Annotated in this window: 15 protein-coding genes; 5 read left to right on the forward strand and 10 right to left on the reverse strand. The window is 71.0% G+C overall.

Features of this window, described 5'->3' with window-relative positions:
• Position 1: 1 nt before the first annotated feature.
• From ACTMS9_RS20165 to ACTMS9_RS20195, 7 genes are all read right to left on the reverse strand, one after another.
• A complete protein-coding gene (locus ACTMS9_RS20165; RefSeq protein ID WP_441142066.1) occupies positions 2–427 on the reverse strand; it encodes a hypothetical protein in 426 nt (141 codons plus the stop codon).
• Positions 428–714: 287 nt separating this feature from the next.
• On the reverse strand, positions 715–1,224 hold the full coding sequence (locus tag ACTMS9_RS20170; protein ID WP_441142065.1) for a GNAT family N-acetyltransferase: 510 nt from the start codon (positions 1,222–1,224) through the stop codon (positions 715–717).
• Between the two features lie 157 nt (positions 1,225–1,381).
• Complete coding sequence (locus tag ACTMS9_RS20175) at positions 1,382–2,281, reverse strand: hypothetical protein (RefSeq protein WP_441165688.1); 900 nt, start codon at positions 2,279–2,281, stop codon at positions 1,382–1,384.
• 219 nt (positions 2,282–2,500) lie between these two features.
• Positions 2,501–2,965, reverse strand: a complete 465-nt coding sequence (locus ACTMS9_RS20180) for a DUF3263 domain-containing protein (RefSeq protein WP_441165689.1) — start codon at positions 2,963–2,965, stop codon at positions 2,501–2,503.
• A gap of 136 nt (positions 2,966–3,101) precedes the next feature.
• On the reverse strand, positions 3,102–4,118 hold the full coding sequence (locus ACTMS9_RS20185; RefSeq protein WP_441165690.1) for an ABC transporter permease subunit: 1,017 nt from the start codon (positions 4,116–4,118) through the stop codon (positions 3,102–3,104).
• Positions 4,115–5,119, reverse strand: a complete 1,005-nt coding sequence (locus ACTMS9_RS20190; protein ID WP_441165691.1) for an ATP-binding cassette domain-containing protein — start codon at positions 5,117–5,119, stop codon at positions 4,115–4,117. The genes ACTMS9_RS20185 and ACTMS9_RS20190 overlap by 4 nt, the downstream gene beginning before the upstream one ends.
• Positions 5,120–5,240: 121 nt before the next feature.
• Positions 5,241–6,026, reverse strand: a complete 786-nt coding sequence (locus tag ACTMS9_RS20195; RefSeq protein ID WP_441142060.1) for a DeoR/GlpR family DNA-binding transcription regulator — start codon at positions 6,024–6,026, stop codon at positions 5,241–5,243.
• Between the two features lie 199 nt (positions 6,027–6,225).
• Here ACTMS9_RS20195 and ACTMS9_RS20200 point away from each other — a divergent pair, with 199 nt between their 5' ends.
• The 3 genes from ACTMS9_RS20200 to nagA are packed head-to-tail and all read left to right on the forward strand — an operon-like array spanning position 6,226 to position 9,193.
• Complete coding sequence (locus ACTMS9_RS20200; protein WP_441165692.1) at positions 6,226–7,155, forward strand: SIS domain-containing protein; 930 nt, start codon at positions 6,226–6,228, stop codon at positions 7,153–7,155.
• Complete coding sequence (locus ACTMS9_RS20205; RefSeq protein WP_441142059.1) at positions 7,152–8,081, forward strand: ROK family protein; 930 nt, start codon at positions 7,152–7,154, stop codon at positions 8,079–8,081. The genes ACTMS9_RS20200 and ACTMS9_RS20205 overlap by 4 nt, the downstream gene beginning before the upstream one ends.
• A gap of 2 nt (positions 8,082–8,083) precedes the next feature.
• The gene (gene nagA, locus ACTMS9_RS20210) at positions 8,084–9,193 is read left to right on the forward strand and encodes an N-acetylglucosamine-6-phosphate deacetylase (RefSeq protein WP_441142058.1); all 1,110 of its coding nucleotides are present in this window, start codon (positions 8,084–8,086) and stop codon (positions 9,191–9,193) included.
• A gap of 304 nt (positions 9,194–9,497) precedes the next feature.
• On the opposite strand, the gene ACTMS9_RS20215 is transcribed toward nagA, so the two are convergent.
• Entirely contained in the window at positions 9,498–10,709 is a 1,212-nt protein-coding gene (locus ACTMS9_RS20215; RefSeq protein WP_441142057.1) for a DUF4032 domain-containing protein, read from the reverse strand.
• Between the two features lie 110 nt (positions 10,710–10,819).
• Here ACTMS9_RS20215 and ACTMS9_RS20220 point away from each other — a divergent pair, with 110 nt between their 5' ends.
• Both ACTMS9_RS20220 and ACTMS9_RS20225 read left to right on the forward strand, forming a co-directional pair.
• Entirely contained in the window at positions 10,820–11,587 is a 768-nt protein-coding gene (locus ACTMS9_RS20220) for a phosphatase PAP2 family protein (protein WP_441165693.1), read from the forward strand.
• 10 nt (positions 11,588–11,597) lie between these two features.
• Positions 11,598–12,839 (forward strand): APC family permease, encoded by a 1,242-nt coding sequence (locus ACTMS9_RS20225; protein ID WP_441165694.1) that lies wholly within the window; start codon positions 11,598–11,600, stop codon positions 12,837–12,839.
• Positions 12,840–12,868: 29 nt separating this feature from the next.
• Here the strand turns inward: ACTMS9_RS20225 and ACTMS9_RS20230 are convergent, their stop codons facing one another.
• The gene (locus tag ACTMS9_RS20230) at positions 12,869–13,366 is read right to left on the reverse strand and encodes a hypothetical protein (RefSeq protein WP_441142054.1); all 498 of its coding nucleotides are present in this window, start codon (positions 13,364–13,366) and stop codon (positions 12,869–12,871) included.
• Between the two features lie 25 nt (positions 13,367–13,391).
• A complete protein-coding gene (locus tag ACTMS9_RS20235; RefSeq protein ID WP_441165695.1) occupies positions 13,392–24,950 on the reverse strand; it encodes a LamG-like jellyroll fold domain-containing protein in 11,559 nt (3,852 codons plus the stop codon).
• Positions 24,951–25,033: the final 83 nt, after the last annotated feature.

Genomic DNA, 25,033 nt, shown 5'->3' on the forward strand with positions numbered 1-25,033 from the left:
GTCACCGCCCCCGCTTCGACGTCGCCGGGTCGGTGCCGCCCTCACCCGGCTGCGGCTGGTCGCCCAGCTCCTGCTCCTCGTCGGGCGCGGACCGCTGCCCGTCGTCGCCCCCACCTCCGCCGGACCTGCGGCGCAGGGCGTCCGCGCTGCCGCGCAGCTTGCCGCTGATGGCGTCGATGCCGCTGCCGGCGGCGGCGGTCGCGGCGGCCTTGCCGGCCGAGGCGAGTGGGCTGCCCAGCTTGCCGAGGCCCGCCAGATGGGGAGCCGAGGTCAACAGGTCACCGCCGCGCTTGAGCAGGTGGGGATCACGGCTGGCCCGCCCGGCGGCGACGGCGGCGGCCAGGGTGAGGGCGGTACGCAGCTTCTTCCGCCGGCCGAGGACGTATCCGAGGCCGACCGCGAGGCCGACCCGCATTCCGCTCTTCATCGGTTCTCCTTCACTCCCCGGTGGTCGGGACGACCCGTCTCCACCGAGGGCCGGAAACCAGCACCGGGGAAATGCGCACGGCGGTCCTGCGTCGGGACGTCCCGTTGTTACGGACCCGGCCGGCAGTACCCGCCCGCCCCGGTGCAAAACATTTCCCGGCAATTCCTGGCCGCATTACGGCAAGGAGGTGAAGGAGTCGTCCAGGCGGCAACCAAGGCCACAAACCGGACAGTCAGAGCGCCTCGACCAGGAAGGACGCGAGATAGATCAAACCTCGCGAAGAATTGTCAGAATGCCGGCGGAGTGGAGTCGAGGCAGATTTCGGCGTGAACCTTGTCGCCATTTTCGAGCAGTTTCGCGCCGCATTTCTTCAGCACCTGGACGGCCCCGATGTTGTCCCGGGTGGTGTCCGCGACCACGGCGTGCATGCCGGCTGCGGCGGCCTCGTTGAGCAACTCGCGCAGGGCGCCGACGCCGAGGCCCTGGCCGCGCGCCGAACGCCCGAGCCACATCCCGGTCTCCACCACGCCGGGCTCCTCGCAGCGGCTCATCCGCACCATGCCGACCACCTCGCCACCGGCGACGATCGCGTACATGCGGGTGCGGGTGGGACCGTCGAGCCCGGCGAAGTTGGCCCGGTGGAACTCCCGGAACGCCTCCCGACGGGCCAGCGACCAGCCGGCGGGTGCCTCGACCGGGGGCATCACGTCACCCGCCTCCGCCTCGGCCACCGCTACGGAGAGCAACGGCTCCAGGTTCCGCTCGTCCAGTGGCTCCAGTCGTACCGCACCCGTCACAGTGCCGCAGTCTGCCGGTACCGCCGCCGGTCGTCCAGCCCTTTGGGCCGCGAATGGCCCTCCGGTCTCCAGGTACCGGCCGGTCGTCCCATCGGGGTGTTCCGCGTCACGCTCCGCTGTCGGCGGCCAGCGCCGGCACCGGCCGGGCCGCGCCGGCTCAGGTTCGGGACGGGAACTCGCAGAGCACCGCCGAGGCGTCGTCGGCGCGCTTGTGTCGGCGCAGCAGTTCGGGATGGTCGCGCTCCGCGGCGCGTACCCGGTCGATGAGCGCCCCGGGCCCCTGCGTGGTCACCAGGTCGAGCAGTCCGGCCCAGTCGAACAGGCCGAACTGCTCCACGGCACTGGACGCGCCGTCGGAGAGCAGCACCGCCCGGCGGACCGCGTCCGGCCCGCGCAGCGGCAGGGTTCCGGTGACCGCGTGGTACGCGGCGTCCGGGTTCGTCGCGGCCACCCAGTAACCGTGGGTGCGGTTCATCCGCTCCCGCTGCACCTGCACCGCCTGCCGGAACCGGGTCTCCGCGTCGACCTCCGCGGCCGGCAGTCCCGCCACGATCCGGCGCAGGTCGGCCAGCGCGTCGTCCAGCCGGTCGTCGGAGATCACCTCGACCCGGCCGCCGACGTCGAGGACCAGCGGGCTGTCGCAGAGCACCAGGTAGTCGACCTCGTCGCCGCCCTCCCGGAGCAGGCAGACGGTCGCCGACGGGGTGCCCGGATGGTCCAGGTCGCAGGCGTCCCCGTGGTCGGCGCGGACCGCCAGCAGTGCTGCGGCGAGGCTGCTCACCAGGGTCGCCGTCGGCCGGGCGGCGACGGCCAGCCCGATCCGGGCGGCCAGGTGGCGGACGAACCACGCGGGCCCGTGCACGCACCCGGTGTCGAAGCCCTCCGGCACGGTCGCCCCGTCGAGGACGCCCACCAGCGGACCGAACCGGAACACCACGTCCTCGTTCTCCGGGCGGCCGGGCGCCGCCACCGAGACGGACCGCACCCGCATCGCGTACGCCTCGCCGACGGTCCGCACCGTGTGCCCCGCCGGGTGCCGCGCCTCCGGTCCCACCATCAGCCCGCTCCCCTCGCCGTCGTCCGAGCCCGGCTACCCGGCCCGGCCCACGCCATGCCCGTCTCCGGCGTCGCCGGGATTCGGACGAACCCGCCGGTACGCGCCGGTCACCGACGCTAGCGTCAGCAACCGGCGCGGCGTGGCCCCGGCAAACAGCTCACCGGGTGGGCACCGACCTTCCCCACCACCGGCGGCGGCCTGCGCACGGACGGGAAGTGGTCAGCGCCGGCGGTTGCGGGCCCGCGAGGAGCGCAGCCGGCGCAGCCGCCCGACCAGCACCGGCTCGGCGGCGAGCGCGGCGGGCCGGTCCAGCAGGGCGTTGAGCAGTTGGTAGTAGCGGGTGGCGGAGAGGCCGAAGGTGTCCCGGATGGCCTGTTCCTTGGCCCCGGCGTGCTTCCACCACTGCTGTTCGAAGGCGAGAATTTGCTGCTCCCGCTCGGTGAGGGTGTCCGCCGAGCCCGGTCCGCGCTGCGCGGGCACCGCTTCGGCCGACGACCCCTCGACCTCCGGCCCGTCGTCCGCCATGGCGGCGAGGACGGCAGCGGCGTCGACGGGCTCCGGGGCGTCCTCGACCGGCGGCGCGCTGCGCGGCGTGGGGACGACGGCTCCGGGCCGCTGGTCGGTGACGGCCTGCCCGGACGGCTCCGGCCGGTCGCTGGCGGCGGCGGACGCGTCGGCGGGCATGGTCGCTCCTCACACAGCGCGGACGGCCGGCAACTCCGAACGCCGACCGGGGGGACCCCAGCGTAACCAGGGCCGCTGTCCGGCGCACCCGACGCGCGCCGGGCCCCGCGCGGTGGCGCGGGACCCGGCCGGCGGGTCAGGAGATGTCGCGCCGCCGCATCGTCCAGAGGGCCGCGCCGAGGATCACCGTCAGCCCCACCGCCAGCAGCACCGAGGACTGCTGCCAGGTGATGGTGAGGGTGTCCGGCTTGCACTCCCCGAAGTAGGTGGCCTGGCACGAGTCCCAGTCCTCCAGGGTGACCTTCTTCTGCATCCAGGCCAGCGCATAAGTGGGCAGCAGCCACGCTGCGGCGAAGCGCACACCCGCCATTTCCAAGAGGATCCCGAGGCCGAACTGGCCGACCACCATCAGGGCGATCACCCCGCCCAGGGCCATCGCGGTGTGCCGCCCCAGGGAGGCGAGCGCGAAGCCGATGGTCGCGGTCACCAGGGCCAGCACCACCCCGCGCAGCCCGCCGAGAGCGAACGACTGCCAGGTGCCGGAGGTCATCTTCGCGGTGCTCCCGCGCAGGTTGGCCACCAGCCAGAAGCTGCCGAACCAGAGCACCGTCGTGGGCACCGCCACCGCGAGCAGGCCGGTGAGCAGCGCCGCCAGCTTGGTCAGGAGTACGGTCAACCGCTTCGGCCGCCACAGCAGCAGATTCATCATCCCGCCGGTGCTCCACTCCGCACCGACGAAGGAGGCCCCCACCACGAACCCGACCATCGCCAGGATGGCCGCGAGCGGCAGCAGGGTGTCGCCGAAGTTGGTGCGGAAGTCGAAGGTGGAGGGCAGGAACCACTCCGCCTGGATCGCCTCCCGAGGCGGCGGCTGGATCATCGAGCAGTCATCGGGGAACTGGCCGGGCTGGGCAGTGCCGCTGGTCTTCGCCTTCTCGCACTCGGCGCGATACTGCTCGTTGCTGCGGACGTCCTGCTGCCACTGCTGCTCGGCGGCACGCTCGGCCGTGGCCCGCGTACTCGCGTCGATCTTCTGGTTGGTGAAGAAGACCCCCACCACCACGGCGGTCAGGACCAGCAGTCCCAGCAGGGCCGACCAGCGGGTCAGGCGCCGCTTGGTCAGCCGGCGCAGCTCCGTACGGTAGAGACTCATGCTCCCCAACCTCCTCCGGCGGCCTGCTCCGACCCACCGACCTTCGTGGACTGGTCGACCTGGCGGTGCTGACCGGGCACCGGCGCGGTCGCGGTCAGCTCCAGGAAGACGCTCTCCAGGTCCACCGCGACCGGGGCCAGTTCGCTGACGTACAGGTGCTGCTCGGCGAGGAGCCGGCTGACCGAGGCGGGCTTGTCCACGCCGGCCAGCATCAGGTGGTCGGGGTGCCGGGTCACCGACACGCCGGAACGGTCCAGCAGGTCGGCGGCGGCGGCGAGGTCCTCGGCCGCCTCCAGCCGGACCCGGACCCCGCCGTGCGAGTGCGCGGCGAGCACCTGGTCGACCGGGCCGAAGGCGACCCGCCGGCCCAGCGAGATGATGGTGACCGAGTCGCAGATGAGCTGGATCTCGCCGAGGATGTGGCTGGAGAGCACCACGGTCATCCCGGATTCGGCGAGGGTGCGCATCAGGGTGCGCATCTCCCGGATGCCGCCGGGGTCGAGGCCGTTGGCCGGCTCGTCGAGGATCAGCAGCCTCGGGTTCTTGAGCAGGGCCGAGGCGACCGCGAGCCGCTGCTTCATGCCGAGCGAGTACGTCCTGACCCGCTCACCGGCCCGGTCGCGCAGGCCGACCAGCTCCAGCACCTCGTCGACCCGGTTGATTGGCACGTCGCCGGCGCCGGCGAGCAGCGACAGGGTGTCGCGCGCGGTGAAGTGCGGGAAGAACTGCGGGCTCTCGACGATCGCGCCGACCTGACCGGCCACGGTCGGCAGCGCCGCGGGCACCTCGTGCCCGAGGATGGTCATCCGGCCGCCGTCGGGCCGGATGAGGCCGAGCAGGGTCCGCAGGGTGGTGGTCTTGCCCGACCCGTTGGGGCCGAGGAAGCCGTGCACCTGGCCCGCCTCGACCCGCATGTCGAAGCCGTCCAGCGCGTTGCGGGTGCCCCGCCGGCGGCTCTTGTACGTCTTACGTAGACCTTCGATCTCCAGGACAGCCGACAAGCTGCGCCTCCCCCGATGGTTGGCTCATGACAGCGGTCACCATACTCGGTATGCTCAGGAGGGCAATACCCGGTATGCATCGGGGCATCGAGTCGCTACCGACCGTGTATCAACGAGACACTCAGGCGCAGATGACGTTGACCCCGGCGGCGCGGAACGCCTCCACCACGTCGGTCGCCGCCCCGGAGTCGGTGACCAGCGTCTCCACCCGGTCCACCGGGCAGATCCGGGCGAAGGCGTGCCCGCCGAGCTTGGACGAGTCCGCGATGATCACGACGCGCTTGGCCCGGGCCACCATCAGGTTGTTCATCGCCGCCTCGCCCTCGTGGTGGGCGGCGGCGCCGAGCTGCGGGTCGACGGCGTCCACGCCGAGCAGGGCGACGTCCAGGGTGACCTCGCGCAGCAGCGCCCCGCCCAGCGGGCCGACCAGCTCGAACGACTTCGGGCGCACCACCCCGCCGGCGACCACGACCTTCATCCGGGAGCGGACCAGCAGCTCGTTGGCGATGTTCAGGGCGTTGGTCACCACGGTCAGCTGGGCGCCCTCGGCGCTGGTGTTCAGGTCGGGGCGGACGGCCAGGGCGCGGGCGACCTCGGTGCTGGTGGTGCCGCCGTTGAGGCCGACCACGGTGCCCGGGGTGACCAGGGCGGCGGCGGCCGCGCCGATCCGCTGCTTCTCGGCGGAGTGCTTCGCGGTCTTGTAGCGCAGCGGCAGGTCGTACGAGACGCCGTTGGCGACCGCGCCGCCCCGGGTCCGGGTGATCATCTGCTGCTGGGCGAGCTGGTCGAAGTCACGGCGGATGGTGGCCTGCGAGACGTCCAGCCGCTCGGCCGCCTCCTCGACGCTGACCCGACCACTGTCGGTCAGCATCTCGAGCAGAGCGTTCCATCTCGCGTACCGGTCCACCGCGGGGGCCTCCGTTGACTCTGCACGAACGGTGATTGATTGCGTGCACAGTAGTGCGCGAAACTACCAGGGCGCAAAACCACCACCTGCGCGATCTGGGACCTGGTTGCCACGGCCACCCGGGTTCGCGCAGAATAACGCGCGAAAGACGGCTGTAATGAGCCGTATTGCGCACCGCCGCCCTGTGCGAGGAGTTCTCATGGCGTACGTCGACGCGGAGATCGCGAGCCAGCCCGACTGCTGGCGGGAGGCGGCACAGCTCGCCGGCACCGTGGCCGCCGACCTGCCGCTCCCCGGTGAGCGGGTCGCCGTCGTCGGGTGCGGCACCTCCTGGTTCATGGCGGCGGCGTACGGCGGGCTGCGCGAGCGCGCCGGCCACGGCGAGACCGACGCCTTCCAGGCCAGCGAGTTCCCCACCGGCCGCCGCTACGACCGGCTGATCGCGATCACCCGCTCCGGCACCACCACCGAGGTGCTCGACCTGCTCGCCGCGCTGCGCGGACAGACCCCCACCACGGTCCTCGTCGGCGACCCCGCCTCGCCCGCCACCGGGCTGGCCGACGCGGCGGTGACCATGCCCTTCGCCGACGAGCGGTCGGTGGTGCAGACCCGGTTCGCGACCACCGCCCTGGCGCTGCTCCGCGCCCACCTCGGCGACAACGTCGAGGCGCTCGCCGCCGACGCCGAGGTGACCGTCCGGGCCCCGCTGCCGATCGACCCGGCCCGCATCGAGCAGGCCACCTTCCTCGGCCGGGGCTGGACGGTCGGGCTGGCCCAGGAGGCCGCGCTGAAGTGCCGGGAGGCGGCCACCTTCTGGGCCGAGGCGTACCCGGCGATGGACTACCGGCACGGCCCGATCTCGATCGCCGCACCCGGCCGGCTGGTCTGGGCGTTCGGCGAGCTGCCCGAGGGGTTGCCCGAGGACGTGGCGGCCACCGGCGCGGCGTTCGTGCACAGCCGCCACCACGGCTGCCGCACCGTGCTGGGCAGCTGGGCGGCGGGGCGTACCCCGGTCGACCCGATGGCCGACCTGATCCTGGCCCAGCGCTTCGCGGTCGCCCTGGCCACCAGCCGCGGCCTCGACCCGGACGCGCCCCGGCACCTGAGCCGCTCCGTGGTCCTCGCGTGACCGACGCCCCCGACGGTGCCCCGGTCGTCGTCGCACTGGACGTCGGCGGCACCGGGATGAAGTGCGCGCTGGTCCGCCCGGACGGCGCCGTGGTGCACGCCGAACGGCACCCCACCGGCGCCGAGCGCGGACCCGCCGCCGTGGTCGACACCATCCTGGACGTGGCGGAAGGGCTGGCCGGCAAGGCCCGCGCCGAGGGTCTGACCCCGGTCGCCTGCGGCATCGGGGTGCCGGGGCTGGTGGACGAGGTCGCCGGGGTGGCGGTCTGGTCGTCCAACATCGGCTTCCGGGACGTACCCCTGCGGGAGCTGGCCGCCACGCGGCTCGGACTGCCCACGGCGCTCGGCCACGACGTGCGCGTCGGTGGCCTCGCCGAGAGCCGGCTCGGCGCCGGCCGGGGCGTCGGCCATGTCCTCTTCGTCGCCGTCGGCACCGGCATCGCGGCCGCCCACGTGGTCGGCGGTTCGGCCGCCGCCGGGGCGCACGGCGCCGCCGGCGAGCTGGGCCACATCCAGGTACGCCCCGACGGCCCGCGCTGCGGCTGCGGGCGGCCCGGCTGCCTGGAGGCGGTCGCCTCGGCCTCGGCCGTCGGCCGCCGGTACACCGAGCTGGCCGGCACCCCACTGACCGCCGCCGAGGTGGCCGACCGGGCGGCGGCCGGTGACGAGCTGGCCGGGCAGGTCTGGCGGGAGGCCGTCGAGGCGCTCGCCGACGGACTCGCCACCGCCCAGGCGCTCTACGACGTGGAGACCATGGTGATCGGCGGCGGGCTGGCCCGGGCCGGCGCGCGGCTGTTCGACCCGCTGCGGGCGGCGCTGCGGGAACGGATGACCTTCCACCGGGAGCCGCGCCTGGTCGCGGCGGCCCTCGGCGACGAGGCCGGCTGCCTCGGCGCCGCCCTGCTCGCCCTCGACAGACTGGAGTAGTGATGGCCCTGCGGGTGAACGGCAAGGTGGTGACCCCGACCGGTGTGATCCGGCAGGGGTGTGTGGAGATCAACGGCGACCGGATCACCGCGGTCGCCGAGTACCCGGCGAAGCGCGACGGGCACTGGATCGTGCCCGGGTTCGTGGACATGCACACCCACGGCGGCGGCGGGCACACCTTCACCACCGGCGACGCCGACGCCGCCCGCGCGGCGGCCGCCTTCCACCTGCGGCACGGCACCACCACGCTGCTGGCCAGCCTGGTCAGCTCCCCGATCGAGCTGATGCGGGACGCCACCGCCGCGTTCGCCCCGCTGGTCAGCGAGGGGGTGCTGGCCGGCGTCCACTTCGAAGGGCCGTACCTGTCGGCGACGCGGTGCGGCGCGCAGAACCCGGAGTACCTGCGCGACCCCTCGACCGACGAGCTGGCGGAGCTGATCGAGCTGGGCGCGGGCGCGGTGCGGATGGTGACGCTGGCCCCGGAGCGGGCCGGCGCGCTGGACGCGATCAAGCTGCTCACCTCGCACGCCGTGGTCGCCGCGGTGGGGCACACCGACGCCACGTACGACGAGACCCGGGCCGCCGTGGCGGCGGGCGCGAGCGTCGCCACCCACCTGTTCAACGGCATGCGGCCGCTGCACCACCGCGAGCCCGGCCCGATCGTGGCGCTGCTGGACGCCCCGAACGTGGTCTGCGAGCTGGTCGCCGACGGCGTGCACCTGCACGACGGGATCCTCACCTTCACCACCGCGACCGCCGGCGCGGAGCGGGCCGCGCTGATCACCGACGCGATGGCCGCGGCCGGGATGCCCGACGGCGAGTACGAGCTGGGCGGCCAGGCGGTCACCGTGGCCGACGGGGTGGCCCGGCTCGCCCGCGACGGCGCGATCGCCGGCAGCACCCTGACCATGGACGCCGCGCTGCGGCACGCCGTGGACGCCGGCATCCCGATCGCCGACGCGGTCCGCATGGTGGCCACCACGCCGGCCCGCGCGATCGGCCTCGGCGACCGGCTCGGCGCGCTCCAGGTCGGACTCCGCGCCGACCTCGTCGTGCTCGACGACGAGCTGAACGTGGTCCGGGTGATGCGCGGCGGCTCCTGGCTGGACTGAGCCCCTCCGTAGGGCCGGCACGCCCGGCGACTCCCTTTGGAGCTGATGTCGTAGACGAATCACCGGTCATCCCTCGGTGATTCACTCCGTTTCGCCGAGGTGGCGCCATCCCCCGGCCCCGGACACCGCCACACCGGCGAGACGCAGTGGACAGCTGCGGCCGGGCCGCCGGCGCGAATCGTTTACGACATCAGCTCCAAAGGACGCGGCACCACACACGCCGCCCGGGTCGAACCGGCGCCACGGAGCAGCCACGGAACAGCCGCGGGCGCGAATCGAACCGGGCGGGCATGGGCCGTGCGCGTCAGCCCGCGCTGGGCACCTCGACGCCCAGCACCGCCTGCTCGTCCGGGCGGTGCACCAGCACGTCGGCCAGGTACGACTGCACCGCCGGGCCCATGCCGACGTCCCGGCCGGCCTGCTCGGAGAGCAGCCACTTGTGCTCGATGATCTGCGCGAAGAGCTCCTGCGGCTCCAGCTTGCGGCGCAGGTGCGCCGGCACCGCCCGGACCACCGGCTCGAAGACCTCGGTCAGCCAGCGGTGGGCGGCCTGCTGCTCGTCGGTCAGGTCGCTCTCCACCCGGTACGCGTCGAGGTCGTTGAGCAGCCGGCGAGCCTGGTTCTCCTCGGCGTCCAGGCCGGTAAGCCGGAGCAGCCGCCGGGTGTGGTAGCCGGCGTCGACCACCTTCGGGCGGACCAGGTACCGGCCGTTGTCGACCGTCGACAGGGCCACCTCGGCCACGTCGAAGCCCAGCTCGTTGAGGCGGCGGATCCGCCCCTCGATGTCGTGCCGGGCCTCCCGCTCGACCTGCTGCTCGTAGGTGATCTCGTGCCAGAGCCGCTCGTAGCGCTGCACGACCTCCTCGCAGACCACCTCCGGGTCGATCGACTCGTGCAGCAGCCCGGCGGCCTGGAGGTCCAGCGCCTCGCCGAAGATGTTGACCCGGGCGATCTCCAGGTCCTCGCCGCGCTGGCCGTTGGAGAGCGAGCTGTGCAGCGCACCGGTCTCGGCGTCGACCAGGTAGGCGGCGAACGCGCCGGCGTCCCGGCGGAAGAGGGTGTTCGACAGCGAGCAGTCGCCCCAGAAGAAGCCGGTCAGGTGCATCCGCACGATCAGCGCGGCGAGCGCGTCGAGCAGCCGGCCCATCGTCTCCGGTCGCAGGGTGTGCGAGAAGAGCGCCCGGTAGGGCAGCGAGAACTGCAGGTGCCGGGTGATCAGCACCGACTCCAGCGGTTCCCCGTCCTCGGTCTGCCGGTCGGCGACGACCGCCACCGCCTCGACCGACGGGAAGTCGATCCGCTCCAGGGCACGGAGCAGGTCGTACTCCCGTTCGGCGATCCGCTCGCGGGTCTCCTTGAAGGCGTACACGTAGTCACCGAGCCGGACGAACCGGACGATGTGCCGGGAGATGCCCTGGGGCAGCGCCACCAGGTGCTGGGCAGGCCACTGCTCCAGCGGCGTCGACCAGGGAAGGTCGAGCAGCGCCGGGTCGACGAGGGCCGAGGTGATCCGCACGGGGACAAGTGTGAAGGGTCGCCCCGCCCAACGCTTCCCTTCGTGGCTCGGCACACAGCCGCCACGGCCCGCGCCGGCCGGTCGCCGCCCGGGGCCGGTAGCGTGATCGCGTGCGGGAGACCACGACGGTACGCGGCGCGTCCCGACCACCGCGGGTACGCCCCGCCGGCTGGTGGTGGGACGCCCTGTTGCTGGCCGGGCTGGTCGGGCTGACCGTGGCGCTCGCCACCGACCACTTCTTCGGCCTCGACCGGGCGGTGGCCGACTGGGCCGGGGAGCACCGGCCGGCGGCGGCGTACTGGGTGGCCCGGGTGTTCAACTTCCTGGGCCAGGGCACCCCGTTGACGCTCCTCGCCGCCGGGCTGGGCGTGCTGCTGGCGGTCCGGCTGCGTTCGGTCCGCCCGGTGCTGCCCCCGGTGGCCGCCTTCGCGCTGACCTACCTGACGATCGGGCCACTGAAGGTGTGGACCGCCCGCCCCGCCCCCAGCGCGAGCGTCAAGGAGCCCTTCCTGCCGCCCGAGCGGACCCTGCCGCTGTTCCAGCACGACCTGCCGGTCAGCTACGCGCAGTCCTACCCGTCGGGCCACGTCGCCAACGCGATCGTCTGGTACGGCGTGCTGGCGCTGCTGATCGCGCCGCTGCTGCGCAGCTTCGGCCGGCGGCTGCCGACCTGGCTGGTCACCGTCGTCCGGCTGGTGCCGCCGCTGGTGGTGACGACCACCACCACCTACCTGGGCTGGCACTGGCTGACCGACTCGGTGGCCGGGCTGCTGCTCGGGCTGCTGCTGGACCGGCTGCTGCACCGGGTGCCGTGGGACGGCCTGCCTCTTCCCGGCCGGTTGCACGCCTGGGACCGTCCGTTCACCTCAATCACCTAGCCTGCTGCCGGTGGAGCGACTGAGGCGCCGGCTGGGCGTACCCGACGCGGTGGTGATCGGGCTGGGGTCGATGCTCGGCGCGGGCGTCTTCGTGGTCTTCGCCCCGGCCGCCGCCGCGGCCGGCGGCGCCGGGCTGCTGGTCGCGCTGGCGCTGGCCGGCTTCATCGCCTTCTGCAACGCGACCAGCTCGGCCCGGCTGGCCGCGCGCTATCCCGAGTCGGGCGGCACGTACGTCTACGGGCGGGAGCGGCTGAACCCGTTCGCCGGCTTCCTGGCCGGCTGGGGATTCGTGGTCGGCAAGACGGCGAGCTGCGCGGCGATGGCGCTGACCATCGGGGCGTACCTCTGGCCCGGGCAGGCCCGGCTGGTCGCCGTCGCCGCCGTGGTCGCGGTGACCGCGGTGAACCTGCGCGGCATCGGCAAGACCGCTGCCGCGACGAAGTTCCTGGTGGTCGTGGTGCTGGCGGTGCTGGCCCTGGTCGCGGTGGCCGGGGTGGCGGCCGGCGACGTCCGGCTCGACCGGCTCACCGAAGCCGGCGGCTCGGTCCGGGGCGTGCTCACCGCGGCCGGGCTGCTCTTCTTCGCCTTCGCCGGGTACGCCCGGATCGCCACCCTCGGCGAGGAGGTACGCGACCCGGAGCGGACCATCCCCCGGGCGGTGCCGCTGGCCCTCGGCGTGGTGCTGGCGGTCTACCTGCTCCTCGCCGTGGTCGCGGTCGGCGTGCTCGGGGCCGACCGGCTGGCCGCCTCGGCCGCGCCCCTGGTCGACGTGGTGGCCGCCGCCGGGCTGCCCGACCTGGCCTGGCTGGTCCGGGCCGGGGCGACCGTCGCGGTGACCGGGGTCCTGCTCTCCCTGCTCGCCGGCGTCGGCCGGACCCTGCTCGCGATGGCCCGCCGCCACGACCTGCCCGGCGCGCTGGCCGCGGTGCACCCGGTCCACAGGGTGCCGCACCGGGCGGAGCTGGCGGTGGCCGCCGTGGTGATCCTGGTGGTCGCGCTCGGCGACGTCCGCGGCGCGATCGGCTTCTCCAGCTGCACCGTGCTGGTCTACTACGCGATAACCAACGCGTCGGCGCTGACGCTCGGCCGGGATCCGGCCCGGAAGCTGCCGGTGCAGGTGCTGGCCGCGTTGGGGCTGGTCGGGTGCGTGGTGCTCGCGGTCAACCTGCCGCCGACCGGCGTGCTCGCCGGGTTCGGCGTGCTCGCCCTCGGCGCCGCCTGGTACGCGGGGAAGTCGCGGTTCACTCCGTAGCGCGAGGGTGGCCGTCGGGTTCACCCGACCTACAATCCGTAGCGGCCCAGGAGCTCGTGCTGCATTTTGATCTCCGCCATACAGAGGGGATTCGCCAATTCCTTCTCGATGCTTTCCCTGCCGGAGATATTGGACATCACGATGCTTTCGTAACAGGCGGAAAGAATCTCCAGGACCTGCTCCCCATCAATTCCTCGCTCTCCTGACGACTCCACGAGACGGCCCAACGCGACCAGGAAAGGACCGACGCCCAACCTGGTGGGGACCAGCGCCAATTCTTCCTGCACCGAGAAGTACTCGTCCACTTCAGTCTCCAGAAGCCGGCGATCAGGGAGCCGATCCTTGCACTCGGCAAGAAAGCGGCGGACGAGCGCTACGGCGGAAGGAGGAAAGAACTCCTCGAACCGGGGCTCGAAGACTGGAATGGTTCTTTCGATGACCTCTGTCGCTAGCTGGTAGAGCAGAGGGGCAGGCAGTTCGTCGAGACGCTCAGCTCGCGGAGCAACGTCCCTGTCCCACAATTCCACGCCTGCCTGCCCCTCTTCCCATCAACTATCTTCGTCGTTCCCAGAGTTGAATCTTGCTGTACTGCGGCTCGTCGGCCCGTGCCGCGCAGTTCTGCCTCTTGGGCCCGCAGGCGGGACGCGATGACGCGATGATCCCGTCGGCGGCATACTCACCCTCATCCACCGCGTTGAACAGGATTTGTTCCGCGTCGGTGTGGACCTGTGGCGTCAGATCGGTTTCGTAGGCCCGTTCGTAGCCCTTCGCCTTAGCGAGGGCACGCAGCTTGGTGTTCGTACCGTTCTGATTGACCGCGTAGACCTTTCGCCCACCAAGCTCGGCCGTGGCCACGGTCGCTCCCTTGTCGGCCCGAGTCCCGACCCCGAACGTATCATGCAGCTCCTTCGCGTCATCCAGCAGCTGCTGCGGACTCGTGCTCGTTGGGGAGCAGTCTCCGGGCGAAACCAGCCTTCCGTCATTGTTGTGAACGAGCACAGGCTCGTCACCGGCGACCACATAGTAGGTGTGGATGTCGGCGACGGTAAGGTCGCGCATCTCCTCGGCGCCCAGCTTGTTGAGCACCGCGACGACGGTGACCGCACCCGTGCCGCGCACCAGCAGCTTCGTGCCCGGCTTCAGGTCCTTGGCGTCGTCCCACTTGCGCTTTGAGGCGTTCCAGAACGGGTGGTGCCACGTGGTCTTGACCTTCGTGGTCTTGCCGTTCCGGTCGCGGACGGTGACGTCGGTCAGGTCCTTGTCATTGTTGCGATGCAGCTGGGTGACCTGCTTGGGCTGCGACTTGCCAGTCTTCGGGTCGGTCGCGGTGACCTTGTCCCCGACGTTGACATCCTCGATCGGACGGGTGGTGCCGTCCGCCATCAGGACCCGGGTCTTCGGATCGAAGCTGTGCCGACGACCAGAAGACGGACGCCTGGCCGGGCACGAGCCGCCACCGCCACCCCCGCCGATCAGGTTCAGGCCCGGGATCATGTTCTCCACGGCGGCCCGCGGGTTGTACCGACCCGACGTCGCGACCTGGTCGACCGCGTCCTCGACGGTGTTCTCCGCCGCCTCGGTGGCGAGCCGGCCGGCCAGACCGGTGCCGACCTTCTTGGCGACGATCGCGCCGACCCGGCTGGCCAGGGCGCCACCGGCACCACCGATCATGCCGGTCACCGCGCCGGTGCCGAGCGAGCCCAGGGCGTCACCGATGCTGTGGATGTCGCCCTGCGCGGCGTCCTTGGCCAGGTTGATCAGTGCGGCGGTACCGGCCATGCAGGCGATGGCGCCGGCGCCGGCGGTGACCGCGGTGCAGGCCATGCCGGCGAGGATGGCCCCGCCGATCGCGGCCACCTCGATCAGGACGTCCTTGTGCTCCTTGACCCATTTCTTGGTCGCGTTCGCGGCATCCTTGACGTGGCTGACCGCCTTCTGGGCGACCCGGTGGGCCTTCGCGGCGATCTTCTTGCCGGCCTGCTTGGCCTTGTTGTAGAGGTGTTTCGCGCGTTTCTTGGCTGCGGCGATCTTCTTCGAGACGTACTTGCGACCCTGTTCGTACTTCTTCTTCACGTACCGCTTGGCCTGGTGGTACTTCTTCTTGGCGTAGCGCTTGACCTGGTTGTACTTCCGTTTGGCCTGGTGGTAGCGCTTCTTTACCGTCGTCTTGGCCCGGTGGTACGTCTTCTTCACGGCGCTCTTCGCCGCCTGGTACCGGTTGCTGACGTACGAGGAGGCGTACGAGTAGTAGCTCGACGTGTACGACGACGCGTACGAGTAGGCCGACGAGGCGTACGAGCGCACCGAGTTGACCGTCGAGGTGAACGCCCGCTTCAGGCTGCCCAGGCCCCAGTGGCCGGTCGGGTCGGTGACGGTCAGCGGGTTGGCGTCGCCGTACTGGTAGCGGTTCGCGTTGATCGAGTCCGGCACCGGGCTGTTGTTGGCGGTGTCCCGGGTGTCGAACTGGCCGGTGTCGGTGTTGTACCAGCGGGCGTGCATGTTGACCCGCGAGGTGAGCGCGTCGGTCCACTCCGACTGGTAGCCCAGCGAGCCGAGCAGGCCGCTGGTGTTGACCACCTTGCCGAGCGGATCGTAGGCCATCGAGCCGGCCAGGGCCGTCCCGGTCGCCGTGAACTGCCCGACCACGTCGGTGTGCAGGTCCGTCCAGACCATCCGCTGGGTGCCGCCGGCGGCGGTGCCGACCACCTCGCCGGAGGGGCCCCGCACGTAGGTGGCGGCGCTGTCGCCGGCCAGGTCGTTGCCCAGACCGGTGTACGAGAAGTTGGGGCGGATCGCCCGACCCAGACCGTCGTACGTGTAGGTCTGCGTGCCACCGGCGGACTGCTGCGACACCACCTGACCGAACGCGTCGGTGTTGGTGGTGTTGCCGCCGGCCGTCGCGAGCGTGCCGCGGGCGGTGTAGCTGTAGCTGACCCCGTCCGCGGTCTGGAGCCGGTTGCGCTGGTCGTACGTGAACAGCTTCGAGCCGTTCTGCACGCGGTTGCCGGACTTGTCGTAGGCGTACACCGTGGTGTCGGCGCCGTTGTTCCACGACGTCAGCCGGTCGGCCAGGTCGTAGGTGTAGGTGTTGGCCGCCGAGCCCGCGAAGCCCGTGGTGGTCTTCGAGGTGATGTTGCTGTTGGCGTCCCAGCCGTAGGTGATCTTCGCCAGCGAGGTGCCCGTCGACGACTTCAGCTCGTCGCCGGTGAGCCGGCGCAGCGGGTCGAAGGTGAAGTTACGGGTGTTCCCGTTCGTCCCGTAGGTGATCTTGCTGACCTGCGAGAGCGAGTTGTAGGTGTACGCCATCTGCACGCCGGCGGTCGGATTGTCCAGCTTCGAGAGCCGGCCCGCCTGGTCGTAGTTGTACGAGGTGGCACCGGCGGCGTCCTGGCGGGAGGCCAGTCGACCGTCCGGGTCGTAACCGAATGACGAGTTCCCCGACGGGCCGCTCACCGACAACGGCAGACCACGGTCGTCGTAGCTGATCGTGTTCGTGCCGCCCGAGCCGGACAGCGACGTCATCCGGCCGGCCACGTCGTAGTCGAAGACCCGGTCCTCGGTGGCCGCCTCGGCGCCCGTCCCGCTCTGCCGGATCAGCCGACCCATGGCGTCGTACGCGTTGGTGACCGACACGCCGCCGGGCAGCAACTGCTTCGACGGCCGCCCGCCCTGGTCGTAGGCGATGGTGAAGGTCCGGTCCGCGGCGTCCGGGTGGGCCGCCGTGGCCGGCTCGATCTGCGACTCGGGCAGCCCCCACGTGTTGTACGTGGTGTAGAAGGCGTTGCCCCGACCGTCGGTGAACCGGGTGCGGTTGCCCTCCAGGTCGTAGCCGAACGTGGTCTGGATCGAGTCCGACCCGGAGATCGGCTGGATCTCCTTGATCAGCGCGCCCGTCGCGTCGTACTCCATGGTGGTGGTGGTGCCGCGGGCGTCCGTGGTGGCCACCATGTTGCCGGCCCGGTCGTACTTCGCCGACTGCGACGACAGCAGCGTGCCGCCCGGGCTGTACTCGGCCGTGCCGGTCGCCCGGTCCGCCATGTCGTACGAGACCGTGGCGTACGAGCTGTCCGGGCGGATGCTCCTGGTGGTCCGGCCCTCGCTGTCGTACTCGTAGCGGGTGGTGTTCCCGGCGCCGTCCATCACCGCGACCGGCTCGCCCGCCATGTTGTAGCTGGTCGAGCTGGCCACCCCGGCAGCCGAGGTGACGGTGGTCTTCTGGTCGGCGGCGGTGTCGTCGTAGGTGTATCGGGTGGTGTAGTTGGTGCTGCTCTGCCGGACCACGTCGGTCGAGGTGAGCGGCCGGCCCAGGTAGTCGTACGTGCTCGTGCTGACCGCGCCGGACGGGTCCTTCGACGAGAGCAGGTTGCCCGCCTCGTCGTAGGTGTAGGTGGTCACCCCGTCGTTCGGCGCGGTCTCCTTCGCGAGCCGGCCGAGCTGGTCGTACTCGTAGCGGGTGACCTTGCCCAGCGGGTCGGTCACCGCGGTGACCTGCCCGGTCACGTCGTACGTCTGGGTGCTCTCCGGCACGATCGGGACGCTCGAGCCCGGCGGGGTGTAGGCGGGGTCCTTCTGCGAGACGACCCGGCCGGCGGCGTCGTAGCCGGTCACCGACCAGTTGCCGTTGGCGTCGCGGGCGTCGGTCAGCTCGTCGAAGGTGTTGTAACCCGCGTAGCTGACCGCGTTCGCCAGCGCCGGCAGTTGCCCGGCCTGTTCCACCATCGCCGCCGGCGCGGTGGAGCGCGCCACCCGGCCTTCCTCGTCGTAGCCCTGGTAGGTGGTGTTGCCGTTCGCGTCGGTGATCGCGATCGGCAGGCCGTCCTGGTCGAGCACCTGCGAGGTACGGATGACCTGCGCGTCGGCGGCCGGTGCGGTGCCGGCCTTCAGCTGCGAGATCTCGGTCGCCGACAGCGCCTTCTGGTAGGCCTGCACGTCGCTGACCGAACCCGGGAACCAGCCGAAGCCGTCCGCACCGCCGATGGTCAGATTCGTCGCCACGTTGTTGAAGGCCTCGGTCGTGGGCACCGTGGTCAGCAGCACACCGTCGGCGTAGAGCTTCATGGTCTTGCCGACCGGATCCGCAGTGAGTGCCAGATGCGTCCAAGCGCCCGCCACCACGGAACCGTTCGCGCCGCCGCCCCCGAACCACGCGGTGGTGCCGTCCGCCTTGCGGACCGCCATACCGGCGTACCAGCGATCGTCACCGGGCGCGTAGAAGAGCTTCAGCGCGGAGTTGCCGATGTCGCCCGCAGCAGCGAAGACCAACTGCTCGGCATTCCCGAGCGCGGGATTCTTCGAGGCAAGCTTGGCCCAGGCGGAGATGGTGAATGCTCGGGTGGAGTCGACCACTCTCGGGGCCTTGAGGTAGCTGCTGACCCCGTCGAACGTCGCCGAGCCGCCCCGGTCCGTGGACCAGGTGACGTTACCGGTCGCGGTCGCCGGGCTGTTGCCCGCCGAGTCCGCGGCCCTCGTACCCGAGGTCTCGTTGAGCTTCCAGCGCGCGACCGGAGTCAGCGCCGCCGACGGGTACGTCGTCTCGGCGACCGCCCGGCCGGCCCTGTCGTAGAGCGCCTCCGAGGTGCCGGTGACGGCACCGGTCACACCGTCGGTGGAGACGGTGGAGATGACGTTGTCGTTGGCGTCGTAGGTGAGGGTGGTGGTCCGCTTCAACCCGTTCGGGTCGACGATGGTCATGTAGGGCCGACCCGCGGCGTCGTACTTCGTGCTGGTGGTGCTGCGGCCGTTGTTGCCGACCTCGGTCAGCTCGTTGCCCGCCGCGTCGTAGGTGTGCTCCTCCACCACGAAGGTCTTGCCGTTGTTGTCGGTGCGGACGACCTTGGCTTCCAGGCCGTTGTCGGTGTAGGTGAACGACGTGGTCCAGCCCATCGCGTCGGTCTCCGACGCGAGCCGGCCCGCCGGGTCGTACGACCGCCGGCTGGTGACCAGGTCACGCGGCGCCGACGGGTTGTTCGGGTCGCCGGTCCAGCCGACCACCGTCGAGGTGAGCAGGTTGCCCTCGGCGTCGTACGTGCTGGTGGTGACGCCGCCGTCCGCCTCGATCTCCTTGACCACCCGGCCGTACAGGTCGTACTCGAGGTTGGTGGTCTCGTTCGCCGCGTTGGTGGTCGCCGTCTCCTGGCCGTACGCGTTGTAGGTGTGCTTCTCGGTGCGCGGCGCGTCACCGCCGGTGGTGTCGCTGACCGTCTGCTCGACGACGTTGCCGTCCAGGTCGTAGCTGGTGTCGGTCTTCGCCGTGTGCACCGCGCCGGTGACCCGGTTGGTCACGCCCGGCTCGGTCTCGCTGACCGGTCGGCCCAGCTTGTCGAAGGTGCGAACGGTGGTCAGACCCGACGGGAAGGTGTCGGTCACCTCCGTCTCGCTGACCGGCCGACCCAGACCGTCGTAGGTGTACCGGGTGATCTTGCCGGTCTGCTCGATCACCTCGGCGATGTCACCGCTGGCGTAGTAGACGACCTTCTGGACCTGCCCACCCGGTGTGGTCACCGTCGAGGCCAGGCCGGCCGGGGCGAAGCCACCGTCCTTGGCCGCCACCGTGGTGCCGTCGGTGTAGGCGGTGCGGGTGACCCGGCCGAGCGGGTCGGTGATGCTGGTCTGGTTGCCCTTGGCGTCGTACGCGTACGACGTCAGGTAGGTGCCGTCGTTCTCGGACGCCGACCGGCCGTCCCGCATCGTCAGGATGACGTCGTTCCGCGGGTCCGGCTGGCCACCGATCAGGACCGAGGCGCCGCTGACCCAGCCGCCGTTGCCGTTGCCCGAGACCAGGTACATGTCGTTGTCGGTCGACTTGCGGTAGACGAAGTCGGCCTTCTTGTCGCCGTCGAAGTCGCCTGCGGTGAGCAGCGCGTTCGCCGAACCCCAGCTCGACCCGATCTTGACGGACGTACCGGTCGACCAGCCGCCGGTGCCGTTGCCGGCGACCATGTAGAGGTTCTTGTCGGAGGAGTTGCGGTAGACGATGTCGTCCTTGCCGTCACCGTTGAAGTCCCCCGGGGCGGCCAGCAGGTCGGCGTTCTGCCAGCCGCTGCCGATCTGCGTCGCGACGGTGCTGATCCAACCGCCGGTGCCGTTGCCCTTGAGCATGTACAGGTTGTTGTCGACCGAGCTGCGGAAGATCAGGTCTGGCTTGCCGTCACCACTGAAGTCGCGGGACATCACCATGAGGTTCGCCGAGCCGACAGCCGGGCCGATCTTCACCGAGCTGCCGGTCACCCAGCCGCCCTTGCCGTTGCCGGCGAGCAGGTACATGTTGCTGTCGGTCGAGCTGCGCCAGAGGATGTCCGGCTTGCCGTCGCCGTTGAAGTCCTTGCTGCCGACGATCAGGTTGGCGGAGGCGATGCTCGTGCCGATCTTCGTCGGGATGCTGGTCAGCCAGCCGCCGGAACCATTGCTCCGCACCATCTGGATGCTGTCGTCGGTGTCCTCCCGGTAGACGATGTCCGGGTAGCCGTCGCCGTCGAAGTCGTTGAACATCACCGGCAGCTGGGCGGTGGACCAGTCGAGCGGGTCCGCCGAGTTCGCGTAGTAGCTGTAGTGGACCGACGAGCACTTGTTGGCCGACTGGTCCTGGCAGGTCACGACCTGCTTGGTGTTGCCCCGAACGTCCTGGAGTTCCTGCGTCCACACACCGTTCGGGTCGTAGGTCAGGTTGCCGAAGCCGCCGACGTCGTAACCGAACTTGGTGGTGTTCCCCAGCGGGTCGGTCTGCGCCACCATCCGGTTGCCGTTGACCACGTCGTAGCTGTAGGAGAGCTGCTCACCGGTCGGGCCGGTGACCGTGACCGTCGAGACCGGCATCGCGACGGGCGTGGTCTGCCCGTTCACCATGGTCACCGCGAGCGGAACGGTCTGCTTCGACGCCTGGAAGTGGGAGCTGACCTGGGCGTCGCTGAGCTGCGTGCGGTAGAACGCCACCTCGGCGATGGAGCCCGGGAAGTACGCCACCCCGCTCGTCGGGGAGGACGGCCACGACTTGGTGTAGCCGGCGCCGATGTAGGCGTTGACGGCGGTGGTGGTCTCCCCAGCCAGGGCGAGCGAGCCGACGGTCGCCCCGTCGAGGTAGAGCTTCTGGGTGGAGCCGCTGAGGGTGAGTGCGACGTGGTGCCACTTGCCGTCGTTGACAGCAGCCGTGGTGATCGGCGGGTTCGTGGTGTTGCTGCCGCAATAGCACCACTTGCCGCGCAGCTTGCCGTCGGTGCCGACGTAGAGCGCGGGCACCCAGTTGCCGGTGAACGTGGGGGTGGCGATGTCCTCCGTCTGGAAGCTGAAGAGCGTGCCACCGGCGGTGCTGCCGGACGGCATCTTGAACCACATCTCGACCGAGTTGGGTCCGGTGGTGGGGACGTCCTCCGCCGGCAGCTGAAGGTACGAGCTGGAGCCGTTGAACGAGGCGGCCTTGCTGTCGCTGAACGGGCCGGCGACGCCGAGCGTGGTGTTGTTGAAGGTGGCCGTGCCACCCTCGACCTCGTTGATCGCGTCGGTGACGTCGACCTCGCCGAGCCGCCAGTAGTCGACCGGCTTCGCGCCGAGCACCGAGGCGGCGTACACGTCGCTGTCACCGGAGACGGTCGGCGTACCCATGGTCCAGGTGCCGCCGTTCTCGTCCTTGACGCTGGCGACCCGACCCGTGGTCTTGTCGTACGAGATCTCCGCGGTGACGCCGCCGGAGGGGCGGACCACCCTGCTGAGCACCGGATGGCTGGTCCGGCCGGCGCTGTTCAGCGCGGCGATCGTGGTGCCGGTCAACGCCTGGTTGAAGAACGCCACGTCGGAGATCGAGCCGGAGAAGTAGTTGGCCACCGCCGGGGAGGCGCCGGTGTTCTTGTGGCTGGGCCACCCGCCGCCGACGAAGCCGGCGCCGATCTGCACGTTCGCCGAGCCGTTGGGGACCTGGGCGATGGTGCCGGCCAGGGTGCCGTGGAGGGTGCCGTCGAGGTACAGGGACTGCGTGTCACCCGCGCCGGTGAGCACCACGTGGTGCCAGGCGCCGTTGTTCACCACCGAGGTGGATGCCATGGCCTGCGTGGCGTTGCCCTGGTACCACTGGCCGTGCAGCTTGCCGTCGCTGCCGATGTAGAGCGCCGGAGTGTAGTTGCCGGTCGTGGTGCCCTTGGTGATCGCGTCGCCGTTGTAGCTGAACAGCACGCCGTTGAGGGCGGTGGTCTTGAACCACATGCTGATCGACTGGTACTGGCCGTCGGCGACCAGCTTGCCAGGAAGCTGCACGTACGAGCTGGTCCCGTTGAAGCCGGCGGTGGTGGCGGTCGAGCCGGCCAGGCCGGCCGGCTGGCCCAGGGTCACGCCGTTGTAGCGGGCGTTGTCGACACCGGCGTTGCTGAGCACCCGGCTCCCCGCGATGGTCGCGCCGCTCGCCTCGCTCAGCGGCCAGTACGAGTACGGGCCGGCGTTCAGCACCGCGTTGGCGTACTGGGAGGTGGTGTCCGCCTGGTACGTGGTGCAGTTGGCCCAGTCCGTCGGCGGGCAGACCCTGGTCAGCGAGTCGTTGGCGCCGTAGCTGTACTGCCAGGTCGCCACGGTGCTCGGGTCGCCGGCGGTGGCCGGGTCGGTGTAGACCGTCGCGACGTGCGGAGCACTGGACCCGGCCGGGGTCGACCAGGTGACGTACAGCGACCGGCCGGAGGCCGAGGTGAGCTTGGTCAGATTCCCCGAGGTGTCGTAGGAGAAGCTGAGCGAGCGGCCGTTGGCGTCGGTGATCTGGGTGACCTTGTAGACGCCGGTGCCGGCCGGCTGGCTGAAGACGTAGACCGTGCCGTCCTTGTCCGTCAGCGTGTAGCCGTTCACCGCTCCCGCGGTGTCCTTGTTCTCCTTGAACACCGAGTACCGGCCGGAGGTGGTGGTGAAGCTGCCGTCGGCGTTGCGCCCCATGGCCACGTCCTGGCCGGTGGGGTAGGTGACGAGCACCGACTGGATGCTGCCCGCCACGTCCTTGACCTGGGCCGCGCGCACGTCCAGCAGACTGGACCAACCGGCGCCGAAGGCGTTGCCGCGCCGGGTGTCGAGGCTGTTGTAGCTGCGGGTGACGGAGAGCGACGGGCCCACCGTGCTCACGCTGGCGTCGGTGGCCGAGGTGGTGTAGTTGCCGACGCTCGGGTCGTAGCCCTTGCCAGCGTTCTGCGCGAGGTTCGCGGTGAGCAGCGGCTGCGGTACCGAGGTGGTGAAGGCGTACGCCGGGGAGACGGCGCTGTACGCGGCCTTGTCGTAGACCTGGACCGTGTAGAGGTAGGTCTTGTTCCAGGTCAACTTGCCGGACGGCACCGTCCAGCTGGGGCCGGTGATCCAGCCCGAGCTGACCACGGTGGCGTTGGTCCCGGCGTCCTTGACCACGTAGTTGTAGGTCAGGCCCTTGGCCGGCCAGTTGTCCGGGTCGACGGCGCGGGAGAGCAGCTCGGGGGTGAGCGTCTGCACGACCGCGTTGTTGGCCGGGTAGCGGAGGTTGACCTGCGGCGCGACGTCGTTGGTGTAGGTGAACTCCAGGTACGGCTTGTACGCCCCGGCGCCGAAGTTCGCTGAGGTGAACCGCTTCCAGGCGTACGAGTCGGTCTCCGACGCGGTCAGCGCGAGACCCTCGTTCGCGCCGCCGGTCGACCAGTCGTTGAAGGTGTCGACGTTGAGCGGGACGCTGACCCACTTGCCGACGGTCCGGTCGGCCCCGCTGTTGGTGCAGGCCGGGTTGTTGTCGCTGATGGTCAGCGAGCCGATCGACGACGAGATCGCCGGGCCCGGGTAGCTGCCCGCGCTGAGGTCCGCGACGGTCCATGCCTGGGTGGCCCGGTGCACGTAGAACGGCTTGTGGGTGGCGCAGTCGTACGACCACGTGTGGTACAGGAACAGCTTCGCCGCGCTGAACCGCTTGCCGACGAAGCCGTCGTTGTCGAATTCGTCGAGGTGGATGAACGAGCGAGCCTTGGTCGTGCCGCCGTTGTAGGTGCCGACCGGCAGGTTGTCGCCGTTGTTGGTGGTGGTGCTGTCGTTGTCGACGAAGACGTCACCGGTGGTGCCGGTGGTGGCGGTCGGGTCGATCCGCACCGGGTACTGCCGGGCGGGGTCCCGCAGCCAGGCCTGGTCGGCGGTGACCTTCAGCGCGGGAGCGCCGTCGACGGTGACCAGCTCGAAGGTGACCTTGTCGGACTCGGCCGGGGCGCCGGACTTCGGGTCGATCTTTGAGTCGCTCATCGAGCCGTGCGGGAACCAGGCGACGGCCTTGCCGTCGGCGTTGAGCAGTTCCACCGAGCCCTGCGCGGTCAGCCGCGGGGTGAGGCCCTTGAGCCGCAGCGGGAAGACCCAGCTCGACGCCGCCTCGGGCGAGCGCAGGACCAGGGTCTCCTTGACGCCGGCGTCGAAGGTGGTCAGCTCCAGGTCGGTCTGCCGGAGGATGTCACGGTAGCGGGCGGTCGCGCCGTCCACTGTCGGCACGGTGACGTTGGCACCCTGGAGCTGGTACCCGACGCTCTCACCGGTCGGCAGCGTGAGCTGTGCCAGCTCGGGGCCGGTGGTCGCGGTCGCGTCGGCCGAGGGGGCGGCGTCCCGGGCCGGCCGGGCGGCCGGCGCCGCGGTGCCGGCGACGGAGACACCCAGCCGGTTCGCCTTCACGTGCAGCCGGCCGTCGGCGCGCCGGATCAGGTCAGAGTCGATCTTCTGCCAGGTGCCGTCGGCCGCCCGGTAGTTGACCGGGCGGTTGTAGGTCCGCTTGGTGTACGAGCCGTCCGCGTTGGCGAACACGTCGGACCGGACACTGGAGCGGGCGGCGAGCCGCTTGCTGGTCCGGCTGTCGAACCCCTGCTCGGCGGGGCCGGTGGTGTCCGGCGTGCTCTCGATCTCGTGCGGCTGGTACGACTCGAGCGTCCCGGCGGCCGGCTTCGGCGCCCGCCCGGCGCCCTGCCGGGCGTCGGTCGCGGCGGCGGGGACGTGGTGGTCGACCGTGACGGGCCGACCCTTCTCCTGCACGGGAAGGCCCAGGAAGGCCGCGGTGGCCGACCAGGCCGGCCGCTGAGCGAACCAGGTCAGCCAGGTCAGCGGAAACTCGCCGCCCGGACGGACTACATCAGCTGGCACCGCGACGCTGAGCCCGAAGACCACCGCAACAACGATGGCCAGACGGCGCGCAGCACTGGTGACGGATCGGCGCACGGCCGGTCCCCTCCCCGTGAAGTGAAAAATTT

Origin of the sequence: Micromonospora sp. L31 (genome assembly GCF_052068075.1) — a bacterium.
Taxonomy (GTDB): domain Bacteria; phylum Actinomycetota; class Actinomycetes; order Mycobacteriales; family Micromonosporaceae; genus Micromonospora; species Micromonospora purpureochromogenes.